Origin of the sequence: Streptomyces sannanensis, assembly GCF_039536205.1 — a bacterium.
GTDB classification, from domain to species: Bacteria; Actinomycetota; Actinomycetes; order Streptomycetales; family Streptomycetaceae; genus Streptomyces; species Streptomyces sannanensis.
This window is the reverse complement of sequence record NZ_BAAAYL010000001.1, coordinates 1,013,197-1,034,269: the sequence shown is the minus strand read 5'-3', so window position 1 is coordinate 1,034,269 and position 21,073 is coordinate 1,013,197. Positions and strand designations below refer to the sequence as shown.

Annotated in this window: 21 protein-coding genes; 14 read left to right on the top strand and 7 right to left on the bottom strand. The window is 72.9% G+C overall.

Annotated elements, in window-relative coordinates; translation table 11 throughout:
• Nucleotides 1-996: 996 nt before the first annotated feature.
• Both ABD858_RS04700 and ABD858_RS04695 read right to left on the bottom strand, forming a co-directional pair.
• Nucleotides 997-2,622 carry an acyl-CoA carboxylase subunit beta gene (locus ABD858_RS04700; RefSeq protein ID WP_345034791.1) on the bottom strand — a complete coding sequence of 542 codons (1,626 nt, stop codon included), beginning with the start codon at nt 2,620-2,622 and terminating at the stop codon, nt 997-999.
• A gap of 161 nt (nt 2,623-2,783) precedes the next feature.
• A complete protein-coding gene (locus tag ABD858_RS04695) occupies nt 2,784-3,578 on the bottom strand; it encodes an AfsR/SARP family transcriptional regulator (protein WP_345034790.1) in 795 nt (264 codons plus the stop codon).
• A gap of 304 nt (nt 3,579-3,882) precedes the next feature.
• Here ABD858_RS04695 and ABD858_RS04690 point away from each other — a divergent pair, with 304 nt between their 5' ends.
• From ABD858_RS04690 to ABD858_RS04675, 4 genes are all read left to right on the top strand, one after another.
• Nucleotides 3,883-4,062: a hypothetical protein gene (locus ABD858_RS04690; protein ID WP_345034789.1), complete on the top strand. Its 180-nt coding sequence runs from the start codon at nt 3,883-3,885 to the stop codon at nt 4,060-4,062.
• Nucleotides 4,059-6,308, top strand: coding sequence for a TOMM precursor leader peptide-binding protein (locus ABD858_RS04685; protein WP_345034788.1), 2,250 nt, complete (start codon nt 4,059-4,061; stop codon nt 6,306-6,308). The genes ABD858_RS04690 and ABD858_RS04685 overlap by 4 nt, the downstream gene beginning before the upstream one ends.
• A gap of 94 nt (nt 6,309-6,402) precedes the next feature.
• Nucleotides 6,403-7,677, top strand: a complete 1,275-nt coding sequence (locus ABD858_RS04680) for a sensor histidine kinase (RefSeq protein ID WP_345034787.1) — start codon at nt 6,403-6,405, stop codon at nt 7,675-7,677.
• A gap of 29 nt (nt 7,678-7,706) precedes the next feature.
• Entirely contained in the window at nt 7,707-8,321 is a 615-nt protein-coding gene (locus tag ABD858_RS04675) for a response regulator transcription factor (protein ID WP_345034785.1), read from the top strand.
• 62 nt (nt 8,322-8,383) lie between these two features.
• On the opposite strand, the gene ABD858_RS04670 is transcribed toward ABD858_RS04675, so the two are convergent.
• The 4 genes from ABD858_RS04670 to ABD858_RS04655 all read right to left on the bottom strand — a co-directional run bounded on the left by ABD858_RS04670 (nt 8,384) and on the right by ABD858_RS04655 (nt 12,459).
• Nucleotides 8,384-9,619 (bottom strand): acyltransferase domain-containing protein, encoded by a 1,236-nt coding sequence (locus ABD858_RS04670; protein WP_345034784.1) that lies wholly within the window; start codon nt 9,617-9,619, stop codon nt 8,384-8,386.
• 58 nt (nt 9,620-9,677) lie between these two features.
• Nucleotides 9,678-11,414 carry a fatty acyl-AMP ligase gene (locus ABD858_RS04665; protein ID WP_345034782.1) on the bottom strand — a complete coding sequence of 579 codons (1,737 nt, stop codon included), beginning with the start codon at nt 11,412-11,414 and terminating at the stop codon, nt 9,678-9,680.
• Nucleotides 11,415-11,544: 130 nt separating this feature from the next.
• Nucleotides 11,545-11,760, bottom strand: coding sequence for an acyl-CoA carboxylase epsilon subunit (locus ABD858_RS04660; protein ID WP_345034781.1), 216 nt, complete (start codon nt 11,758-11,760; stop codon nt 11,545-11,547).
• 51 nt (nt 11,761-11,811) lie between these two features.
• Nucleotides 11,812-12,459, bottom strand: coding sequence for a hypothetical protein (locus ABD858_RS04655; RefSeq protein ID WP_345034780.1), 648 nt, complete (start codon nt 12,457-12,459; stop codon nt 11,812-11,814).
• A gap of 446 nt (nt 12,460-12,905) precedes the next feature.
• Between ABD858_RS04655 and ABD858_RS04650 the strand changes: the two genes are divergently transcribed.
• The 7 genes from ABD858_RS04650 to ABD858_RS04620 all read left to right on the top strand — a co-directional run bounded on the left by ABD858_RS04650 (nt 12,906) and on the right by ABD858_RS04620 (nt 18,417).
• Complete coding sequence (locus ABD858_RS04650; RefSeq protein WP_345034779.1) at nt 12,906-14,612, top strand: acyl-CoA dehydrogenase family protein; 1,707 nt, start codon at nt 12,906-12,908, stop codon at nt 14,610-14,612.
• 71 nt (nt 14,613-14,683) lie between these two features.
• On the top strand, nt 14,684-15,475 hold the full coding sequence (locus ABD858_RS04645; RefSeq protein ID WP_345034778.1) for a 4'-phosphopantetheinyl transferase family protein: 792 nt from the start codon (nt 14,684-14,686) through the stop codon (nt 15,473-15,475).
• A gap of 65 nt (nt 15,476-15,540) precedes the next feature.
• On the top strand, nt 15,541-16,317 hold the full coding sequence (locus ABD858_RS04640) for a thioesterase II family protein (RefSeq protein ID WP_345034777.1): 777 nt from the start codon (nt 15,541-15,543) through the stop codon (nt 16,315-16,317).
• A 70-nt stretch (nt 16,318-16,387) separates the two neighbouring features.
• Nucleotides 16,388-17,224, top strand: a complete 837-nt coding sequence (locus tag ABD858_RS04635) for an AfsR/SARP family transcriptional regulator (RefSeq protein ID WP_345034776.1) — start codon at nt 16,388-16,390, stop codon at nt 17,222-17,224.
• Nucleotides 17,225-17,259: 35 nt separating this feature from the next.
• Nucleotides 17,260-17,520 carry an acyl carrier protein gene (locus ABD858_RS04630; protein ID WP_425586306.1) on the top strand — a complete coding sequence of 87 codons (261 nt, stop codon included), beginning with the start codon at nt 17,260-17,262 and terminating at the stop codon, nt 17,518-17,520.
• Between the two features lie 58 nt (nt 17,521-17,578).
• On the top strand, nt 17,579-17,968 hold the full coding sequence (locus tag ABD858_RS04625) for a SchA/CurD-like domain-containing protein (RefSeq protein WP_345034773.1): 390 nt from the start codon (nt 17,579-17,581) through the stop codon (nt 17,966-17,968).
• A complete protein-coding gene (locus ABD858_RS04620; RefSeq protein WP_345034772.1) occupies nt 17,965-18,417 on the top strand; it encodes an anthrone oxygenase family protein in 453 nt (150 codons plus the stop codon). Before ABD858_RS04625 ends, ABD858_RS04620 begins: the two co-directional genes overlap by 4 nt.
• A gap of 66 nt (nt 18,418-18,483) precedes the next feature.
• Here ABD858_RS04620 and ABD858_RS04615 read toward each other — a convergent pair whose 3' ends face one another.
• A complete protein-coding gene (locus ABD858_RS04615; RefSeq protein ID WP_345034771.1) occupies nt 18,484-18,864 on the bottom strand; it encodes a SchA/CurD-like domain-containing protein in 381 nt (126 codons plus the stop codon).
• A gap of 162 nt (nt 18,865-19,026) precedes the next feature.
• Here ABD858_RS04615 and ABD858_RS04610 point away from each other — a divergent pair, with 162 nt between their 5' ends.
• Genes ABD858_RS04610 through ABD858_RS04600 form a run of 3 tightly spaced genes read left to right on the top strand, consistent with a single transcriptional unit; the run spans nt 19,027 to nt 21,073 of the window.
• Nucleotides 19,027-19,362 (top strand): TcmI family type II polyketide cyclase, encoded by a 336-nt coding sequence (locus tag ABD858_RS04610; protein WP_345034769.1) that lies wholly within the window; start codon nt 19,027-19,029, stop codon nt 19,360-19,362.
• Nucleotides 19,359-19,796: a cupin domain-containing protein gene (locus ABD858_RS04605; RefSeq protein WP_345034768.1), complete on the top strand. Its 438-nt coding sequence runs from the start codon at nt 19,359-19,361 to the stop codon at nt 19,794-19,796. Before ABD858_RS04610 ends, ABD858_RS04605 begins: the two co-directional genes overlap by 4 nt.
• A complete protein-coding gene (locus ABD858_RS04600) occupies nt 19,793-21,073 on the top strand; it encodes a beta-ketoacyl-[acyl-carrier-protein] synthase family protein (protein ID WP_345034767.1) in 1,281 nt (426 codons plus the stop codon). Before ABD858_RS04605 ends, ABD858_RS04600 begins: the two co-directional genes overlap by 4 nt.

The window sequence follows — 21,073 nt, the reverse complement described above, 5'->3', positions numbered from 1 at the left end:
GCTCAAACTCCCCAGGGACTCCCCGAGCGGCAGCGAAACTCCCCAGCCGCTCCCCAGCGGGGGCGCCCTGGGGAGAGTCGAGTTGGACGCTATTTGCCGACGCAGCCTGGCCATCCTGACCCACCCGCCCCAGGCTTGGCGGTGGATGCTCTCGCCCGCAGATATTGCCTTGGGGGGTTGTGCTTGTAGACCAGCTTCCGGTGGGCGTCGCAATCGGCCAAGGGGGTATGGTGTGGCGGGAAGCGGGCCAGAGGTCGCAGCGTCGTCAACTTGTTTCCGATGACGCATCACGTGGAGTGCGTGGCGATCCTTGAACCTGCGGAAAAGGGCCGCTGACCTGCTGTTTTTCTGAGTGTGCGTTATGGGCGTTACGTGCGTTAGGTGCGATATCTTGACGCATGTTCGACGCACGTGACGCACGTTTGACGCACGAAAGGTGTGGGTCCTGACGGGCCGTCATGCGTGGTTGGCGGCCGCCGGACGGAGCGCTCATCCCTGTGGAGACAGGCATCCTGAAGGGGCGAGGACCGGCCGCCGAGGCTTTGACCGACCCCGCCCACCTGCGCCTCGGTGTTGACGCTCCGTAACCCTTGGTGGGGTGCCGTCGAGGGGCAGCTGATGGTCGCCCCCCTCGCACGCTGCCACAGCCTCCTCCGTGATTCCGAGGAGCACTTCACCCGAGCGCTGGAGCTGCACCGGCTGGCGGCCCAGCCGTACGAGCAGGCTAGAACGCAGCTGGCCTACGGGGAGTGGCTGCGCCGTCGCCGCCGTAAGGCAGAAGCCCGCCCCCATCTGCGCCAGGCCCAAGAGGCTCTCGACCACCTGGGCGCCCGACCCTGGGCCGACCGGGCGGCCGCCGAACTGCGTGCCGTCGGCGAGGCGCCTCCTGCTCAGCCCGCGCACGGTCGGGCAGCACGTGTACAAGGCAGTTCCGAAGCTGGGTGTCTCGTCCCGGACGGAACCGGCCCGGCTGGATCTCGATCGGTTCTGGCGGGGTTACGTCGGGGGGTTGCCGTGTTTGCGTTCCGGGAGGGGGGCGTGCTTGGACCGGAGCATGGCGAGAGAGCGGATGAGGACCGTGCGGGTGGCGGCCGGGTCGATGATGTCGTCGACCAGGCCGCGTTCGGCGGCGTAGTAGGGGTGCATCAGTTCGGTCCTGTACTCCTTGATGAGGCGGGTGCGGGTCGCCTCGGGGTCGTCGGAGGCGGCGATCTCGCGGCGGAAGACGACGTTGGCCGCGCCCTCCGCGCCCATCACCGCGATCTCGTTGGTCGGCCAGGCGAAGGAGAGGTCCGCGCCGATCGAGCGGGAGTCCATGACGATGTAGGCGCCGCCGTACGCCTTGCGGAGCACCAGGGAGATCCGCGGCACCGTCGCGTTGCAGTAGGCGTAGAGGAGCTTCGCGCCGTGGCGGATGATGCCGTTGTGCTCCTGGTCCACGCCGGGCAGGAAGCCCGGTACGTCGACCAGGGTGACCAGCGGGATGTTGAACGCGTCGCAGAACTGCACGAAGCGGGCGGCCTTCTCCGAGCCGTGGATGTCGAGGACGCCGGCGAGCGCGGTGGGCTGGTTGGCGACCACCCCGACGACATGGCCGTCCAGGCGGGCCAGCGCGCACACCACGTTCTGCGCCCACGCCTCGTGGACCTCGAAGTAGTCGCCGTCGTCGACGATCTCCTCGATGACCGCCCGCATGTTGTACGCCTGCTGGGGGCCGGCCGGCACCAGTGAGGTCAGCGCCTCGGTGCGGCGGTCGGCCGGGTCGTCGGTGCGGACCACCGGGGGCAGCTCGCGGTTGTTCTGGGGGAGCAGGGAGAGCAGGTGGCGGACGTCCGCCAGGCAGTCCGCCTCGTCGTCGTAGACGAAACCCGACACGCCCGAAAGGCCCGCGTGCACGTCGGCGCCGCCGAGGCCATCGTGGGTGATCTGCTCGCCGGTCACCGCCTGCACCACGTCCGGACCCGTGATGAACATCTGAGAGGTGCCGCGCACCATGAACACGAAGTCGGTGAGCGCGGGGGAGTAGGCGGCGCCGCCCGCGCACGGGCCCAGGATGACGCTGATCTGCGGTATCACCCCGGACGCGCGGGTGTTGCGGCGGAAGATGCCGCCGTATCCGGCGAGCGCCGTCACGCCCTCCTGGATGCGGGCGCCGGCGCCGTCGCTCAGGCCGACGACGGGCGCGCCCGCCGCCTCCGCCAGGTCGATCACCTTGTGGATCTTCTCCGCGTGGGCCTCGCCCAGGGCGCCGCCGAAGACGCGGAAGTCATGGGCGTACGCGAAGACCGTACGGCCGTGCACCAGGCCCCAGCCGATCACCACGCCGTCGCCGTGCGGCTTGCGAGCTTCCAGACCGAAGCCTGCGGCCCGGTGCCGGCGCAGCGGCTCGATCTCGGTGAACGTGCCCTCGTCGAAGAGCAGTTGGAGCCGCTCGGGTGCCGTCAGCTTGCCCTTCGCGTGCTGGCGCCGGGTGGCCTCCGGGTCGGGGCCCCGGCTCAACTCCTCCTTCAGACGTTTCAGCTCGTCGGTGGAGCGGCCCAGGTCGGGAGTCGGATCGGGGGTGGGGGGCGGTGCCGGTGCCGGTGCGATGGTCGGGGCGAGCAGTTCGTCGAAGGTCGTCATTTCGGCAGCGTAGGGAGGCGGCCTCGAAGGCTCCGCCACGTCTTCTGGAGGACCGCTCGACCGGCCCCGGCCCGCTCTGCCCCACCGCCCGTCCGCATGCCCCCCCTCCGCGCGCCGCCCCGCCGCACGGCCGGGCGCCCCGCCGCCGCCCCGCCGTCCCGTCAGTCCGCCGTCGCCGGGTGCAGGGCCAGGTCCACGTCGCCGGACAGGACCGCGTGGTGGAGGTCCTGGAGTGCGGCGGAGGGCTCCAGGCCCAGTTCGTGGACCAGTGAGTCGCGCAGTCGCTGGTAGGCCTCCAGGGCGCGCCAGCTGCCGCCCGTGCGGTGCAGGGCGCGCATCAGCTGGGCGCAGAAGCCCTCGTGGAGCGGGTTGCGGGCGGCCAGGACGCGCAGTTCGGGCACCACCTCGGCGTGCCGGCCGAGTCTCAGGTCCGCCTCGATGCGACGCTCGAGCGCGGTCGTCCGCTCCTCGTTCAGCCGCAGCACCTCCAGTTCGAGGACCGTCCCGGTCGGCACGTCGACCAGGGCGGGGCCCTGCCACAGGGCGAGGGCGCGGCGCAGCAGGTCGGAGGCGGCGCGGTGGTCGCCGAGCTCGAAGGCGGTGCCGCCGGCCGCGGCGAGCCGCTCGAACTCGTGGGCGTCGACCCGGCCGGGCTCCACCTGGAACAGATAGCCGCCGAACCGAGTGACGAGGATGTCCTTGGCGTCGCGCAGCGGGTCGCCGTCGAGGGCCACGGTGAGCCGGCGACGCAGCTGGAGGATGTACGTCTGCAGCGTGGTGGAGGCGCTGCGGGGGATGCACTCGCCCCAGATCTCCTCCATCAGCGTCGGCACCGACACCACCCGGTCGGCGTGCAGCGCGAGCAGGGCCAGCAGCTGGCGGGGCTTGGCGGCGCTCGGCACCACGGAGACGCCGCGCTCCTGTGCGGCGAGCGACCCCAGGATCTGGATCTCCATCAGCATTCTCCCCCTTGGGCCACGGCCGTCCGTCCCCGTGACGGCCCGTTCGGAGTCCGGCTCATGAGACTCGCATCGGGGGCCGGTCCGGGCCCAGTGAGGGGCGCATGACCCCGTTCGTGAAAATGTCATGTCCCTCCGATGAGCTTCGCACTGCCGTAGTTCGATTTTCGACAGCAGACTCTCGAATCAGACGCCGAGGCCTGATCCGGTTCGGCTCGGACGGTTGTGAGGCGGGCGCCGCGGTGCGTCTTCTCCGTGCCTCGTCCCGCTCGCCAGTCTCGCTCATTCACTGGGGGTACGTGTGAACATCACCGAAGACATCCTTCGCCTCTCGGAGTCGGAGCCCTGGTCCGCGGAGGCCGGGCCGGCGGACGGGGCGCTCGGGGAGATCCTGGTCGAGAGTCTGAGCCGGGCCGAGGGCGGGTCGGCGAACTGGTGCATGTGCATCGCCTCCGTGCTCGACACCCAGGTGGGTGCGTGACCGAGGGGCAGCGCCCGGCCCGCGGCCCGTTCGTGGCGTTCAAGCGCCATGTGCGGGCCGTGTCGGTCCCGGGAGAGGCCGTGTTCGTGTGCTCCGACCAGGACGTGACCGCCGTGCGGGGTGCCGGCGTGGAGACCCTGCTGGATCTGCTCGACGGCAGCCGCACCTTGCCCGAGCTGCTCCGGGAGGCCGCCTCGTCGATGCCCGCCGGGACGGCGGGGCGGGTGGTGCGGCGCCTGACCGAGGCCAATCTGGTGGGGTACCGCCATGGCGCGCCGAGGCCGTCCGGCTCGGCCGAGCGGTGCTCCGCGGAGGCGTACTGGGACCGCGCCGGACTGGACGGCGCCGTGGCCGACGGCGAGGTGTGCCGCAGGCCGGTGGCGGTGATCTGCGTCGGGGACGTGGACGGCGAGGCGGCCCGGGCCGCGTGCCGCGCCTCGGGGGTCACCCCGGTCGGCGAGGACGCCGACGCCGACTTCGCGCTCGTCCTGTGCGAGGACTATCTGATGCCCGAACTGCGGGACACAGAAGCCAGGTTACGGGCGGCGAGACGCCCGTGGCTGCTGGCCAGACCCTTCGCGGCCGAGCCGTGGACCGGCCCGGTCTTCGAGCCGGGCGGCGACGGTGCGTGCTGGTCGTGCCTGGCGCACCGGCTGCGTGAGCACCGCCGCGGCGAGCTGTCGGTCCAGCAGGCCCTCGGCCTGGACCGGCCCGCGGTCCGGCCGGTGCCCTCGCTGGCCGCCGTGCGCGCCGTGGGGCTGCACAGTGCGGTCCTGGAGACGGCCAAGTGGCTTGCGGGGCTGCGGGGTTCGGAGCAGCGGGCCGTGTGCGTCATGGACGGCCTCACCCTGCGCACCACCCACCACCCGGTGCGGCGCCGCCCGCAGTGTCCGTCCTGCGGGGATCCCTCGTTGGTGGCCGAGCGGACCCGGCGGCCGGTGGTGCCGGTCTCGCGGCCCAAGGCCGAGGGCTCGGGCAGCAACGACCGGGCGTTGTCCGCCGAGCAGATGCTGCGGAGGTACGGGCATCTGATCGGGCCGGTCACCGGTGTCGTGACGGAGGTCCGCCCCATGGCCGGGCTGCCCGAAGGCCTGCACGCCTATGACTCCGGCCACAACCTCGCCCTGCGCGGGCACTCCCCGACCGCGATGCACCGGGTGCTGCGGGCGCGCAGTGCGGGCAAGGGGACGACGGCGGCCGAGGCCCGGGCCAGTGCGCTGTGCGAGGCGGTGGAACGTTACTGCGCCGCACAGCAGGGCGACGAGCTGACCGTCACGGACTCGCTGGTCGGCCTCGGCGACGCGGCCGTCCACCCCAACACGTACCAGCTGTTCCACGAGCGGCAGTTCGCCGACCGGGACCGCTGGAACGCCTCACACACCCCCTTCCACCACGTGAGCGCGCCCTTCGACCCGCACCGGCCCACCGAGTGGACCCCGGTGTGGTCGCTCACCGCCGGCGTCCAGCGGTTGCTGCCCACCTCCACGCTGTACTTCGGCTGTGCGTCCGGCGGTTCCCCGGACGGGCTGTGGGCCGACTCCAACGGCAACGCGGCCGGCAGCAGCCCGGAGGACGCCGTGGTGCAGGGTTTCCTGGAGCTCGTCGAGCGGGACGCGGTGTCCCTGTGGTGGTACAACCGGCTCCGGCAGCCGGGCATCGACCTGGACGCCTTCGACGAGCCGTGGCTGGCCGGCCTGCGCGAGGCGCTCGGCCGGACGGGCCGTCGCGTCTGGGCCCTGGACCTCACCTCGGATCTCGGCATTCCCGTCGTCGTGGCGGTCTCCCGGCGTACGGACGCCGAAGTCCCGGACGTCGTCCTCGGCTTCGGCGCCCACTTCGATCCCCGCCTAGCGCTGCGCCGGGCGATGACCGAAATGGTGCAGACGCTGCCCCCGGCGGCCGCCGGTACGGCACCCTTGCCTCCCGATCAATACCAACTCCTGCCCGATCCCGGGCAGTCGGCGCTCACTCCCGGCTCCTTTCGGCCGTACGTCCGCCACGACGACCTCCTCGCCGACGTCGAGGGCATCCGCGAACTTGTCGCGGCGCACGGCCTCGAGCTGCTGGTTCTCGACCAGACCCGCCCGGACGTCGGGATTCCGGTCGTCAAGATCCTGGTCCCCGGACTGCGGCACTTCTACGCCAGGTTCGCGCCCGGCAGGCTGTACGACGTACCGGTCCGTCTCGGCCAACTTGGCCGGTCAACACCCTACGAGGAGCTGAATCCTGTACCTCTCGTGCTGTAGTCATGGTTGAGGCGCCGTAGGGTCCCGGACACGGTGGGTGTCGGCTTATAGTTCGGTCCTGCACACTCCCGACACCCACGCGAGGAGTCCACACATGGCGGGCCGTTTCCGGGTTTCGGACAACGACCTCATCGGCGTCAAGGGCCCAGCGGGGGGAGCCCCGGCCAGGGATCTGCTGGCACCGCGGCTCGCCCAGGGGATCAGCACGGTGGTCTTCGCGGGATACGGCGTCGTCACCCTGCTCAACGTGGAGAACGTGGTCTCCGGCACGCTCGGCCTGGTGTTGTGCACGGGCGTCGTGGTCATGCTCTACGCGGTGCAGATGCTGCTCACCTCGCCCCGGGCGCGCCGGTGGTCCGGTCGGCGCCGGGCGGCCATCCTCGTTGCGCAGGCGCTGCTCACCTTCGGGCCCATGGTGTGGCTGGGGGTCGCGTGGGGAAGCATGGCGGGGCCGCTCGCCGGATCGATTCTCCTCATGCTCCCCGGCCGGATCGCCTGGCCCTGTTACGGCGCGGTCCCGCTGGCCATGCTCGGCTGGTCCGTCGGCGGGGGGGTGTCGGCGCTCGAGACGGGCTACTACGCCGTCTCCACCGCGCTGACCGGACTGGTCATCTACGGCCTCACCCGGCTCACCGATCTGGTGCGCGAAGTCCACGACACCCGCGCCGAGATGGCCAGGATGGCGGTCACCCGGGAGCGGCTGCGCTTCGCCCGGGACCTGCACGACCTGCTCGGCTACAGCCTCTCCGCGATCACGCTCAAGTGCGAGCTGATCCACCGTCTGGTCTTGGTCAACCCCGAGCGGGCCCGCGAGGAGGTCGCCTCGGTGCTCGGCGTCGCCCGGCAGGCACTGGCCGACGTCCGGCTGGTGGCCAGCGGCTACCGGGACATGTCGCTGGCGGCGGAGGCCGAGTCGGTGGCCGAGGTCATGGCGGCGGCCGACGTCGAGACGGAGGTGGACATCGACTGCGGCAGGCTCCACCCGTTGGTGGACACCGTGCTCGCGACCGCCCTGCGCGAGGGCGTCACGAATATGCTCAGGCACAGCAAGGTGCAGTCGTGCACCGTCACGGTGCGGGTCGAGGGGGAGTTGGTGCGGCTGGTGCTGGTCAACGACGGTGTCGTCGCGCCGGACCGGTCGGACGCCCCGGACCGCGGCAGCGGTCTCGGAAATCTGCGGGCCCGGCTCTCCGCGATCGGCGGCGAGATGACGGCGGGGGTGATCGCCGGGAACCGGTTCCGGCTGGCGGCGACGGCTCCGCTCAGGCCCCCGAAGGGCGAGGACGCCGAGCCGCTGCCGTCGCACAGACACCGGGCGGCCGACGACGCGGCGGGCCGGCTCGGAGAAGCGGGCAGACACGTGGTCTGAGAGCACACTGGACACATCGGGGGGAGCCCATGCTGCTGATCAAGATCCTTCTGGCCGAGGACGTACACATGGTCCGCGGCGCGCTGATCGCGCTGCTGGAACTGGAGCAGGATCTTCAGGTCGTCGCCTCGGTCGCGCGCGGTGACCTGATCGTGCCGAGCGCGCTCGAGGCCCGTCCGGACGTCGCGGTCATCGACATCGACCTGCCCGGCGTCGACGGCCTCACCGCGGCGGCCGAGTTGCACCGGCGGGTGCCGGAGTGCCGCACCCTCATCCTCACCAGCCTGGGCAGGCCGGGGACGCTGCGGCGGGCGATGGCCGCGCGGGTGTCCGGCTTTCTGCTCAAGGACTCCCCGCCGAACCGGCTGGCCCAGGCGGTGCGCTCGGTCGCCGCCGGTCAGCGGGTGATCGACCCCGAACTCGCGCTGAGCGCCTGGGAGGCGCCGGACAACCCGCTGTCGCCCCGGGAGACCCAGGTGCTACGGCTCGCGGCGCGGGGCGCCGACGCCGTGGAGATCGCCGACCACCTCTATCTGACCCAGGGCACGGTACGGAACTACCTCACGGCCATCGTGGACAAGCTCCAGGCGCGCAACCGGATCGACGCGATCCGCATCGCCGAGGAGGCCGGCTGGATCCCGTAGGCCGGCGCCGCACCCCGGCGCCGCCCGCCGCCGCTCCGGTCCTCCGCCGGGCCGCCGCTCCGTCAGTTCTCCGTCAGGGGCCCCGCGTCCAGCCTCGACAGCACGCCCGCCAGGTACACCGCGTCGCTCCCCGGGCTGCGGCACACCGCGAGACAGTCCGGTCCCCGGGCCCCGGCGATCCGCCGCAGGAAGGGCGTGAGCACCGCCTTGGGGCCGATCTCCACGACATGGCTGGGGGCCTGCCGGGTGAGCATCCGGCGGGCGGCGTCGGTGAACCGTACCGGTGCGGTGATCTGCGCCGTCCAGTACGCCGTGGTCAGCGGATCGGCGTACTCGCGGCCGTACACCGTCGAGTAGTAGGGCAGCGTCGGCGGCCCGCCCGCCACATGCCGGGCCGCGGCCTCGAACCGGGGCGTCACCGGCTCCATCAGCGGCGACTGGAAGGCGTGCGTCACCTCCAGGAAGGTGCTGGCGATGCCGACCGCGGCCAGTCGCTCGCGGACCCGCTCCAGGCCCGCGACCGGGCCGGACAGCACCGTGGCGCGTGCCGCGTTGACCGCGCCGATGCTCACCTGCGGTTCTCCCGCCGCCGCGTCGGCCGCCTCGTACGGGCTGGCGCAGGTCGCCATCATCCCGCCGCCGGACGGCAGGTGCTGCATGAAGGCGCCGCGACAGCACACCAGCCGGGCCGCGTCGGGGAGGGTCAGCGCCCCGGCGACCACGGCCGCCGCGAGCTCGCCGATGCCGTGACCGAGCACGGCCACCGGACGCACCCCCTCCTCCTCGACCAGCGTCATCGCCAGGGCGTACCCGACGGCGAAGAGCGCCGGCTGGGTCAGCGCCGTCCGGTGCACCCGGGGATCCCCGTCGAGGATCAGCTCGGTGACCGAGCGGCCCAGGTACGGGGCGATCGCCTCGTCGGCCGCGGCGAGATGGCGCCGGTAGGCGGCGAGCTCGCGGTGCAGCCCGGCCGTCATCCGGGGGTGCTGGCTGCCCTGTCCGGTGAAGACGAACGCCGCCCTGACCCGGCCGGAGTGCCGGCGCATGCCCTGGCGCATCGCCAGGTGGTGGGCCAGGTCGCGAATGGTCGGATGGGCCCAGATGTCCGCGGCTTCGAAAATCTGCTCGAACTCGACCTCGATGTCCCCCACCAGGCTGAGCAGGGCCACCGAGTCGAGTCCCCAGAGGGACAGGTCCTCGTCGTCGCCGACCGCGCGCCGCGCGTAACGGGCGATCCGTTCGGAGAGCCAGGCGGCGAAGAGCCTCTCGTCCGGGTCGCCGGGTGCCGTTCCGCTCACATCTTCCCCCTGTCTGTGTTCTTTCCCGCCGGCGGTCCGCCGGGCGGGTCGCCCGCCGCTAACGGCGCGGGCCCGCCGTTCCGGCCAGGTCGTCGGCCAGATACTGGTGCAGCGGTCGCAGCCCGCCGTTCAGGAACAGCCGGCGCATCGCGACCCGCTCGACCTTTCCGCTGCTGGTGCGCCGGACGGTGCCGGGGCGCACGAGCAGCACCCCTGCCACCGCCACCTCGAACTCCTTGCTCAGGCACCGCCGGACGTCCGTCACCAGACCCTCCAGGTCGAGGGCGTACCGCTGGTGGGTCCGCAACTCCTGGACGACGACGACCCGTTCGCGTTCCCCGGGCACCGAGAAGGCGGATCCCGTGCCGAACAGCGAGCTGACCCGCTGCACACTGCGCTCCACGTCCTGCGGATAAAGGTTGCGGCCAGCGACCATGATCACGTCCTTCAGTCGACCGGTGACGTAGAGCCGGCCGTCCGCCACCGTGCCGAGGTCGCCGGTGCGCAGCATCCCGCCGGTCCCGTCGACCGTCACGGCGCCGAAGCGCTCCGCGGTCGTCGAGCGGTCGCGCCAGTAGCCCGGGGCGACGCCGGGTCCGTTCACCCATATCTCGCCGACCTGTCCGTCCGGCCGGACCTCGTGCGTCTCCGGGTCCACGATCAGCACCCGGCCGGCGGCCGCGTCGACCGTGCCGCACGACACCAGGGTGTGCGCCGCCCGCCCGGGCCGCGGCTCGCTCAGCCGGCCCTCCTGAAGGGCCTCGGCATCGACCGCCCACTCACCGTCCACCGCCCGCCCGCCGGAGACCAGCAGGGTCGCCTCGGCCAGGCCGTACGCCGCGTGCATCGCCCCCGCGGGCAGGCCCGCGCGCCCGAACCGCTCGGTGAACGCCCTCCGCGTCTCGGCGCGCACCGGCTCCCCGCCGGAGATCGCGACGCGCCAGCCGGACAGATCGAGCCCGGCCAGCTCCTCGTCGGTGACCCGCCGCACGCACAGGTCGTACGCGAAGTCCGGGGCGCCGCTCGCCTCGATGCCGTACCGCCCGATCGCCTCCAGCCAGCGCACCGGCCGGCGGACGAAGGACTGCGGCGACACCAGGACGGAGGTGGCGCCCAGCCATAAGGGGTGAAGCAGCTGGCCGACCAGGCCCATGTCGTGGTGCAACGGCAGCCAGCCGCCGATCCGGGACTCCGGGCCCGCGCCGAGCAGTCCGTGCAGCGCCCGCTGGTTGGCGAGCAGGTTGCGGTGGGTGACCACCACGCCGTTCGGACTGCCGGTGGAACCGGAGGAGAACTGGAGATAGGCCACCGTGTCCGGGCCGACCTCGGGCAGCCGCTCGGTCTCCGGCCCGGCCACCGCGTCGGCGGCGAGGCACGGGATCGAGCCGTGGCCGTGCCGGGCGAGCAGCCGGGAGACGTCCGGGGCGAGCGTCGCGCAGGTGAGCGCGACCCGCGGGGAGGTCTGCCGGACGATCCCGGCCACCCGCTCCTCGTGGTGGCTGCGGCCGTCGTACGGCGGAATCGGGACGGCGACCGCACCGGCGTACAGACACGCCAGGAAGGACACCGCGAACTGGCTCCGGGACGCGTGCAGCAGCAGCACCGGCTCCCCGGCGGCGCCGTCGGCGCACAGCCGGGCGGCGAGCCGACGGGCCCGGGCGTCGAGCGTGCGGTACGTGACCGAGGCGGGGCGACCGTGTGCGTCGCTGTCCGGCAGCAGGAGCAGGGCGGTGCGCTCGGGCGCCCGCTCGGCTCTCTCGGTCATCAGTTCGGTGAAGGTGCGGTAGTCGCTCATTCGGCCCCCTGCGTGTCGTACGGGCGCGTACGCCCCCGACCTCGGCGCCTGTTCCACCCGCGACAGTCACCGTAGGCACGGCGTCTTGAAGGGCACTCGACCGCCGCTGGGTCGCAGGGGCGCCGGAAGGTCAGCGCGAGGCCGTCCAGCCGACGCGCGGGCGGGGCCGTCGGGGGGTCGCCCAGGGGGCCCGGAGCGGCCTGCCCGCCGCGTCGTCCGGCTCCGCAGCCGCGCCCAGCGCACGCAGTCTGGCCAGCAGGACCGCCGTCACGGCGGCGAGTTCGTCGGGGTCCGGCCGGCCGCGGACGACGACGAAGGAGGGCTGCGTCTGGGTGGGCTCGTCCATGCCGCGGATGCTGCGGCGGGCCCCTCGAAGAGTCCTCGGGGACGGGTCGGGTCAGGACTCGTCGAGCGGGCGGGCGGGTTCCTCGGTGATACGGGCCGAGGCCGCAAGACGCGCGCGCCGGTCCCGCCAGCCGACACTCGCGCGCACCCGCTCCTCGGCCGCGGCGTCCCGCCACCACAGCAGCCCCGCGTAGACGTACGGGTCGGCGATCGAGCGCAGCAGCGTGCTGCCGCCGAAGCCCTCCTCCGGCACGCACTCGCCGACCAGGGAGCCGAAGTCCAGCTCGAACCGCTCCGGCTCGCCGCTCACCACGGCCCGCACGAACAGCAGCTGGGCGGCGTCGGCCGGCCCGCCGTGCACGGTCATCTGACCCACCGTGACCAGCAGTTCCGCCTGTGCGTGGAGGGACGCCGCGAGCCGCCGCGGCCCGGCCGGGGCGGCCGGGGCGGCCGGATCCGGATGCGCCGCCTGCAGCAGGCGGTCCATGCCGATCCACCGGTCGAGGAACACATAGCCGCCGGGCCGCTCGGTCAGGGCGGCGGTCACCCGGGAGACGAATCCCCTGCGGGACTCCCGGTGCCTGGCGTACGCGAGGAGTTCGGGCTCGAACACCTGGGGAGGCGCGCTGGTCAGGACGCGCCCCATCACGGTCAACTCGGGGTTGAGATCGCGCTGGTAAACCGCCGGCCCCCTTCTCATTCCGGTGTGCACACTTCAAGCCATCCGATCACACCCCGCTCGAGTACGGCTCGAGAACGGGTCAGGGCCCGCGCCCACGAGAGTTCCTCGAGGATCCGCCGAGCCGCGGCGCCGATCGTGGACAGTCCCGACAGCAGAAGGGACGGCACGACATGCCCGCAACCGCACCCCCCGACGGTGCCGACGTCCGAGTCGTACTCGGGCGCCTGGCCCGGTCGGTATGGACCTGCCTGGTGGCCTACGGATCCATGTGGCTGCCCGTGGACCAGAACCCGTTCTGGGAGCAGTACCGACAGAGCGGCGCGCCGGGGCCGCGACCGGTGAACCCGGTTTCCGTGCCCGGAGGAGGCGATGGAACCGATTCTGACCGGAAGACCTTGAGCGCGTCTTGAGCCGTGCCGGTCGAGCGGTGGGCAGCACGAGCGGGAAGAGAACGGAGGGATGGCATGACGACGACGGTGAACGCGGTCGACTCCTCGGAGGTCGCCGTCCAGGAACGCATCGCCCGGCTCGAGCACGAATTCGGCGACCTCGACGACCCGGGCAACCCCCTGGGCGCCCAGCAGTTCCTGGCCGCCGACGAACGGCACCTGCTGCTGCCGGCCGCCGAGCGGCTGCTCGACGCCTTCGGTCTGAACGCCGAGTTCGTGCCCCGCGAACTGGGCGGCCGCCTCGACCGTCTTGACACCCTGGCCCGGGTGCTGCGCGTGGTGTTCCGCCGCGACGCGGCGCTCGGCCTCGGCCATGGCCTCGTCTCGTACCTGGCCGCGGTGGTCGTCTGGACCGCCGGCACCCCGCGCCAGCGACAGGACACCGCCGCACTGCTGCTCGCCGACGGCCGGATGGCCTGCGCCTACCCCGAGCCGCCCCAGGGCAACGACTTCCTGCGCAACCGGCTCACCGCCGTGCCGGACGGGGCCGGCTACCTGCTCAGCGGTCGCAAGGAGGCCCTCAACAACGCCGCCCGCGCAGGGGCGCTGGTGCTGTTCGCCCACACGCCGGACGGGCTGAGCGCCTTCCTGGCGCCGGGACCGGCGCACCCGGACGGCGGGGGCCTCCGGCTGCTGCCGCGCCGCCCGACCGCCGGGGTGCGCGGCTGCGCCGTCCAGGGGCTCGCCTTCGACGGCCACCGCCTCGACGCCGGGCGGCTGCTCGGAGCCGCGGGCGACGCGATCCGGCTGGCCGAGCAGGTCTTCCCGCTCACCCGCAGCGCCGGCCTGTCGATGGCCCTGGGCTGCGCCGACACCGCCCTGCGTACCACGACGGCCTTCGCCCGATCGCGCCGCCGGCGCAGCCCGGCCTCGCTGCACTCCTCCCGCACCCGTACGGCGCTCGTGAACGCCTTCGCCGACCTGCTGGTGTGCGACTGCCTGGCGCTCGTCGCCACCCGGGCGACGCACCTGCTGCCCCGGGAGAGCGGGACGCTGGGCGCCGCCGCCAAGTACCTGCTGCCGACGGTCCTCAACGAGACGATGGACGACCTGTCGATCGTGCTCGGCTCCGAGGCCTATGCCACGAGCGGCAGTTACGGCATCTTCCACAAGACCGCCCGTGACCTGCCGATGCTCGGCCTGGGCAGCGCCGGCGCCTCGGCCAGCAGGGCCGTGCTCGTCGCCCAGCTGCTGCGGCTGCCCTCGCTCGGCGACCCCGGCGGCGGCGAGGGGCTCGCCCCGCTGTTCCGCCCGTTCGACGCGGGGCTGCCGCCCCACCGGGTCGGCGGCGACGGACCGGCCGCCGACCGGGACTCGCTGCTCGGCTCGCTGGAGGAGTCGGCGCGGCACGCCGACGGCCCGCTCGCGGAGGCGGCCGCGGTCCTCGTGGCAGAGCTGCGCGCCCTGCGCGAGGGCTGCGCCGCGCTCGCCGCCCGGCCCGCCGGCGAACCCGTCAGCCCCCGTGCCTACGCGCTCGCCGATCGGTACGCGCTGCTCGTCGCCGGCGCCGCCTGCCTCGGCGTGTGGCGCCACCGCCCGGCCGGCGGCTTCCTCGCCGACCCGGCCTGGGCGGCGACCGCGCTCACCCGCGTCGCCGGCCGGCTCGACCGGTCGGCGGTCCGCATGCCCGCGGCGGCTGCCGACCGGCTGCTCGCCGAACTGCTGCACCGCTTCGACGACGCCCGCAGCTACGACCTGTACGCGACGGCGATCGGCCGGTAGGGGCGTCCCGGCCCCGCCCGGTCAGGGCGGATCCCGCGCCCCGCGAGGGGCGCCGAACGAGGAGGTACGACATGATGCGGCCGTTGCGGCACCGCGGGCCCGGGTGCTCGTGGGAGCCGGTGCGCGGGGCCGTGGCGGCGCACGGCACCTGTGTCGTCTACGCGGCGGTCGACGACTGGCTGCCGCCCGACCTCGGCGCGCCGGAGCTGGCCGCCTACCTCGGGCCGGACCACGCCCGCCTGGCCCGGATGCCCGCCTCGCGGAACCGGGACCGGTTCGTCGCCGCGCGGCTGCTCCTGAAGTCCGCGGCGAGCGCCGTGCTCGGCACCCTGCCCGGCGAGCTCGAGCTGGCGTACAAGCCGGGTGGTCGTCCGTTCCTGCGCGGCATCGACCAGCTGGACGTCGGCCTCAGCCACACCGAGGGGCTGCTCGTGGTGGGCCTGACCCGGTTCGGCCGGATCGGGGTGGACACCGAGCCGGCCGACCGTCGGATGCTGGACCTCGGCACCGAGGCCATGGCCTGCACCCCGCACGAACGGGAGGCGCTGGAACGCGTGCCGGCGGAGTGGCGCAACCGCGAGCTGGTGCGGCTGTGGACGCTGAAGGAGGCCTACAGCAAGGCGATCGGCCAGGGACTGCGGTTCCGCTTCACCGAGTTCGGTTTCGGGCCGGGCGACGCGCGGCTGTCCATGCTGCGGCCCGACGGCACGCCCGGCACGGGGGAGGACTGGTCGTTCCACAGCTGGCTGGTCGAGGACGCCTACACGGTCAGTGCGGCTGTCAACGACCCCGGTTTCGGCGACCGGCCGGAGACCGGCGACGCGCTGCCCCGGCTCTCCGATCCGCGCTCCAGCGCCAGTTGAGCGATGAACGAGGCCCTGCGGTGACCCTCGGATCGCGCATCTGACCGAAAAGATGCGGAGCAACGGTGCGGCAGACGAAGGGGGATCGGGTGCAGCGCTATCTCGCGGTCCGGCCGGCGTCCGGGAGGGACGGCGTCCGGCTGTTCACCTTCCACCACGCCGGCGGGGGCGCCATGACCTTCGCCGGGTGGCAGCGGCGCGTCGGACCGGGTGTGTCCGTGCTGCCGGTGCGGCTGCCGGGCCGGGAGAGCCGGCGGCGCGAGGAACGGATCACCGACGGCGCCCGGCTGGTCGAGGAGCTCCAGAGCGATCTGGGGTCGCTGCTCGACGAGCCGCACGCGTTCTACGGGCACAGCCTGGGGGCGCTGGTCGCCTACCGGTTCGCGGAGCACCGGGTGTGCGCCGGGCTGCGCCCGCCCGAGCGGCTCGCGGTCGGCGCCTGCTCGGCGCCGCAGCTGCCGGCGCCGCTGATCGAGACGCTTGTCAGTCCCGAACTCCCCGACGAGGAGCTGATCCTGTCCCTGGGGGACCAGCAGAGCATCCCCGCCCCGCTGCGCAACCGGATCGGCTGGCTGGCCGGCACCCTCGCCACCCTGCGGGCCGATCTGCTCCTCGCGCAGGACCTGCGGTCCACGCCCGTGACCGCGTTGCCGTGCCCCCTCGACGGCTACGCGGGCGAGATCGATCCCCTGGTCTCCGTGACCGAGGTGCACGCCTGGAAGCACTGCACGACGTCCCGTTTCCGGCTCCGTACCGTCCGCGGCACCCACTTCTTCGTACGGGGCCGGGACGTGCCCCGCGAGGTGGGGGAGTCCCTGCGGTCCGCGTTCGACAGGACCTGAGGCGACGCGAACCGACGCGGCGCCGTACCACCAGGCCGGCTGATCCACGTAACCCGAAGGAGATCCGCGCATGGACATCAGCGTGCTCGGCCCGTTCCGGGCCACCTTGTCCGGAGTGCCCGTGCACCTCACCGCCGTCAAACCGCGCAAGGTCTTCGCGCTGCTCGCCCTGGAGGCGGGCGAGGCCGTGTCGGTGGCTGCGCTGGTGGAGGAGGTCTGGGGCGAGCACCCGCCGCGCAGCGTCCAGACCACCCTGCAGACGTACATCCTGCAGATCCGCAACGCCATCGCGGCCGCCCTGCGTGAGGGCGCCGAGGGCGACAGCCTGCCGAACGGCGCCAAGAGCGTCCTCGTCACCGAGCCCGGCGGTTACCGGCTCGACACCCACGGCGGGCTGCTCGACGCCCACGAGTTCGACGAGCTGTCCTCGGCCGGGCACCGGGCGCTGAACCAGGGTGACTGGCCGGCGGCCTCCTCGTACTTCGGCGGGGCGCTGTCGCTGTGGCACGGCCGTGCGCTCTCCGACGTCCAGTGCGGGCCGCTGCTCGAGGTGGAGGCCACCCGGCTGGACGAGTCGCGGATGAGCGTCCTTCAGCGCCGGATCGAGGCAGACCTGAGGCTGGGCCGCCATCATGAGCTCGTCGGTGAGCTGTCCGGGCTCGCCGCCCGCCATCCGATGCACGAGGCGGTGCACGAGCAGCTGATGCTCGCGCTGTACCGGGTCGGGCGCCGCAGTGACGCGCTGACCGTGTACCGGCAGCTGCGCCGCTGTCTGAACCAGAGCCTCGGGCTCGACCCCTCGCCCAGCGTCGAGCAGCTGCACCGGGCGGTGCTCGACTCCTCGCCGCAGCTCGAACTGGACCCCGCGGCCGCCGCCGCGAGCCCGCTGCTCGCGCGGGCCAACTGACCGTCAAGGAACCGAGAGGAAGCATCGTGATTGACATGAACCTGTCCGAGCTCGGAGCGCTCCTGCTCGAATGCGTCGGCGCCCCCGAGGAGGGCATGGCGCTGGAGGGCGAGGAGGCACTGGACACCCCCTTCCTGGAGTTCGGCTACGACTCCCTCGCCCTGCTCCAGGCCACGAGCGTGATCAACCGCACGTACGGGATCGTCCTCGACGACGACGCCGTCATGGAGGCCGAGACCCCGCGGATGCTGCTCCAGCTGATCGGCACCGCACCGCGGGCCGGGGCCGTCCGGTGACGACCGCACCGGACCCGTACGACACCGGCACCACCCGCGAAGCCGACGGAGGAAACTGATGCCCTACGCAGCCATCACCTACCGGGTCAAACCCGGTCACGAGGACGAGATCGCCGAGATCTTCGCCAAGTTCCAGCGGGTCGACACCCCCGACTTCACCGGCGGCGACGGCGAGCAGGCCGGCCGGCTGCTCGGCACGGCGGTGTTCGTCAAGGACGACATCGTCGTCCGGGTCATCCACTACGAGGGCGACTTCTCGGCCGTCGGCCGCCACATGGCCGCGCAGCGGGGCGTCCACACCGCGGAGGCCGAGCTGCAGCCCTACCTCGCCGAGCCGCGGGACACCAGCTCGCCCCAGGCGTTCGCCGCGTACTTCCGCGACGCCACCATGCGCACCGTAGCCCAGCTGACCGTGGACACCCACCCCACGGGGGCCCCGGCGTCATGACCGTCGTGCTGGCCGTCGCGGCCGTGCTCGGCAGCGGTGTCACCGCCGGAGTGCTGTTCGCCGTCGCGCTGAGCGTGCTGCCCGCGCTGTTCGCGATGGAGACCGGCACCTATGTGTACGCCCACCAGCTGCTCGGCCGGAACTGGGACCCCACGATGCCCGTGATCGTGCTGAGCAGCACGCTCGCCGACGGTGTGCTCGCCGTGGCGGCCGACGGTGTCGCCCGGCCGCTGTTCGCGGTCGCCGCGGTGCTGTTGCTCGGGGTGTCCGGGGTCTCCCACCTGTGCAACGTGCCCATCAACCGCCGCGTCAAGGCGGTCACCGACCCGGTGGTCCTCCCGCCGGACTGGGAGGATCCCCGTCCCCTGTGGCGCCGGTACCACTACCTGCGCACCGCCCTGGCCGTCCTGGCCCTGACCCTCAACGCGGCTGCCCTGACCGCGATCTGACCGCCGCACCCCACCAGGCCGCACTCCCGGACCCTCCGGAGTGCGGCCTGGTGCGCTGTCCGCCCGCTACGCCGGCGCGGGCAGGTCCCGCACGGAGATCTGGGCGACCGTGGTCAGCAGACTGCGCCGGAAGGTCGCCACGAAGCCCTCGACCGTGTCCGTGTCGCGGGGCCTGCTCAGATACGGCTTCAGCTTCCGCTCGACCTCGCGCACGCCCGGCTGCGACGCCATGTGCCGGGCGACGGCCTCCAGGTCACCCGTGTACTCGATGACCCGGACCAGGGTGTCGTCGCGCAGGAAGACCGCGGTGGCCAGGATCGTGCCGGCCTGCTCGCCCGAGGCGTCCTCGACCCGGCTGCTGCGCACCCGCTTGAAGTCGCCGAAGATCTCGGTCAGTTCCTTCTCGTGGCCCGGCTTGATGTCGTACGTGATCGCTGCGAACGGCATGCCTGCTGCCCTTTCCCTTGTCTGTCGGGGGACGGTCCCCGGTCAGCACAGCCCGCCCGCCTCGGGCCGCGCTCGAAGTCGCCTCGCTGGAGAGGACTTCGAGCACTCCTCCAGACCGCGGTGCGACGTTCTCCCGTGACCACCGACCATCGGGAGGGACCCGTGCACCGCACTCTGATCGTCGCCAAGCTGCGGCCGGACCGGACGGACGACATCGCGAAGATCTTCGAGGAGTCCGACGCCACCGACCTGCCGCACATGATCGGCGTGAGCCGGCGCACCCTGTTCCGGTTCCACGGCCTGTACTTCCACCTGGTGGAGGCCGACGACGACATCGGCCCGAACCTCTACCGGGCCCGCAGCCACCCGCTCTACGACGACATCAACACCAGGCTCGCCCAGTGCGTGGAGCCGTACGACCCCAACTGGCAGGAGCCCAAGGACGCGATGGCCCAGCCCTTCTACATCTGGACCAAGGACGAAGGGCGGATCCAGTGACCACCGCCATCACCCGAACCGTGAAGGTGGCCGCCGACGAGGTCGAGGCCAACACCAAGCGCGGCGGCGACATCCGCACCACCCTCAGCCCGAAGACGGTCGGTTGCACCTCCGGCTTCGGCGGCGTCATGACCCTGGAGCCCGGCGACTGGGTGACCGAGCACTACCACCCGTACTCGGAGGAGTTCCTGCACGTCGTCGACGGCACCCTGGAGATGACCCTGGACGGCCGCAACGTCGTGCCGCTCGGCCCCGGCGACTCCCTCCTCGTGCCGATCGGGGTACGCCACCGCCTCGTCAACACCGGCGACACCACCGCCCGTTGCGCCTTCCACCTGTCGCCGCTCGCGCCCCGCCCCGAGCTCGGCCACGTCGACACCGAGCCGGCGCAGCGCCCCGAGCAGGCCAACCCCGACGTGGGCGGTGCCCAGTGACCCGACGCGCCGTCATCACCGGCATCGGCGCGGTCGTGCCGGGCGGGGTGGGCCGCGAGGCCTTCTGGCAGACGCTGTCCGAGGGGCGCACGGCCACCCGGCGGATCACCCTGTTCGCCCCGGCGGCGTTCCGCTCGCAGGTCGCCGCCGAGGTCGATTTCGACCCGGCGGCCGCCGGCCTCACCGCCCGGCAGATCCGGCGCATGGACCGGGCCGCCCAGTTCGCCGTGGTCTCCGCCCGGGAGGCGGTCACCGACAGCGGCATCGAGCTGCCGGCCGTCGAGCCCGCGCGGATCGCGGTCTCCCTGGGCAGCGCCGTCGGCTGCACCATGGGCCTGGAGGAGGAGTACGTCACCCTCTCCGACAGCGGCAGGAAGTGGCTCGTCGACCACGAGTACGGCGTCCCGCACCTGTACGGCTACATGGTGCCCTCCACCCTCGCGGTCGAGGTCGCCTGGGAGACCGGGGCCGAGGGCCCGGTCGCGCTGATCTCCACCGGCTGCACCTCCGGCCTGGACTCCGTCGGCCACGGCGTGCAGCTCATCGAGGAGGGCTCGGCCGACGTGGTCATCGCCGGCGCGACCGACGCCCCCATCTCGCCCATCACCTCCGCCTGCTTCGACGCGATCAAGGCGACCACCCCGAACAACGCCGACCCGGAGCACGCCTCGCGGCCCTTCGACGGTCAGCGCGACGGCTTCGTGCTCGGCGAGGGCGCCGCCGTCATGGTCATCGAGGAGCGGGAGGCGGCCCTGGCCCGCGGCGCCCGCATCTACGCCGAGGTCGCCGGCTTCGCCAGCCGCAGCAACGCGTACCACATGACCGGCCTCAAGCTGGACGGCCGGGAGCTCGCCGAGGCCATCACCGTCGCCCTGGACCGGGCGAAGCTGGACCCCACCGCCGTCGACTACATCAACGCGCATGGCTCCGGCACCAAGCAGAACGACCGCCACGAGACGGCCGCGTTCAAGCGCAGCCTGGGCCCGCACGCCTACGACATCCCGGTCAGCTCCATCAAGTCGATGGTCGGGCACTCGCTGGGCGCGATCGGCTCCATCGAGGTGGCCGCCTGTGCCCTGGCCCTCGACCGCCAGGTGGTGCCGCCCACGGCCAACCTCCGGACCAAGGACCCGCTCTGCGACCTGGACTACGTGCCCGTCACCGCCCGGGAGCACGCCATGGACACGGTGCTCACCGTCGGCAGCGGCTTCGGCGGGTTCCAGAGCGCGATGGTCCTCGCCCGGCACCGCCGAGACCGCCGCCTGAAAGGGGAGTGA

What these genes read in the sequence shown, in the direction of transcription:
- ABD858_RS04625 (WP_345034773.1), top strand. Translation starts at nt 17,579, where the DNA reads ATGCCCTACGCAGCCATCACCTACCGGGTCAAACCCGGTCACGAGGAC.
- ABD858_RS04700 (WP_345034791.1), bottom strand. Translation starts at nt 2,622, where the DNA reads ATGACGACCTTCGACGAACTGCTCGCCCCGACCATCGCACCGGCACCG.
- ABD858_RS04665 (WP_345034782.1), bottom strand. Translation starts at nt 11,414, where the DNA reads ATGAGCGACTACCGCACCTTCACCGAACTGATGACCGAGAGAGCCGAG.
- ABD858_RS04675 (WP_345034785.1), top strand. Translation starts at nt 7,707, where the DNA reads ATGCTGCTGATCAAGATCCTTCTGGCCGAGGACGTACACATGGTCCGC.
- ABD858_RS04615 (WP_345034771.1), bottom strand. Translation starts at nt 18,864, where the DNA reads ATGCCGTTCGCAGCGATCACGTACGACATCAAGCCGGGCCACGAGAAG.
- ABD858_RS04635 (WP_345034776.1), top strand. Translation starts at nt 16,388, where the DNA reads ATGGACATCAGCGTGCTCGGCCCGTTCCGGGCCACCTTGTCCGGAGTG.
- ABD858_RS04630 (WP_425586306.1), top strand. Translation starts at nt 17,260, where the DNA reads ATGAACCTGTCCGAGCTCGGAGCGCTCCTGCTCGAATGCGTCGGCGCC.
- ABD858_RS04660 (WP_345034781.1), bottom strand. Translation starts at nt 11,760, where the DNA reads ATGGACGAGCCCACCCAGACGCAGCCCTCCTTCGTCGTCGTCCGCGGC.
- ABD858_RS04680 (WP_345034787.1), top strand. Translation starts at nt 6,403, where the DNA reads ATGGCGGGCCGTTTCCGGGTTTCGGACAACGACCTCATCGGCGTCAAG.
- ABD858_RS04695 (WP_345034790.1), bottom strand. Translation starts at nt 3,578, where the DNA reads ATGGAGATCCAGATCCTGGGGTCGCTCGCCGCACAGGAGCGCGGCGTC.
- ABD858_RS04655 (WP_345034780.1), bottom strand. Translation starts at nt 12,459, where the DNA reads ATGAGAAGGGGGCCGGCGGTTTACCAGCGCGATCTCAACCCCGAGTTG.
- ABD858_RS04645 (WP_345034778.1), top strand. Translation starts at nt 14,684, where the DNA reads ATGATGCGGCCGTTGCGGCACCGCGGGCCCGGGTGCTCGTGGGAGCCG.
- ABD858_RS04650 (WP_345034779.1), top strand. Translation starts at nt 12,906, where the DNA reads ATGACGACGACGGTGAACGCGGTCGACTCCTCGGAGGTCGCCGTCCAG.
- ABD858_RS04620 (WP_345034772.1), top strand. Translation starts at nt 17,965, where the DNA reads ATGACCGTCGTGCTGGCCGTCGCGGCCGTGCTCGGCAGCGGTGTCACC.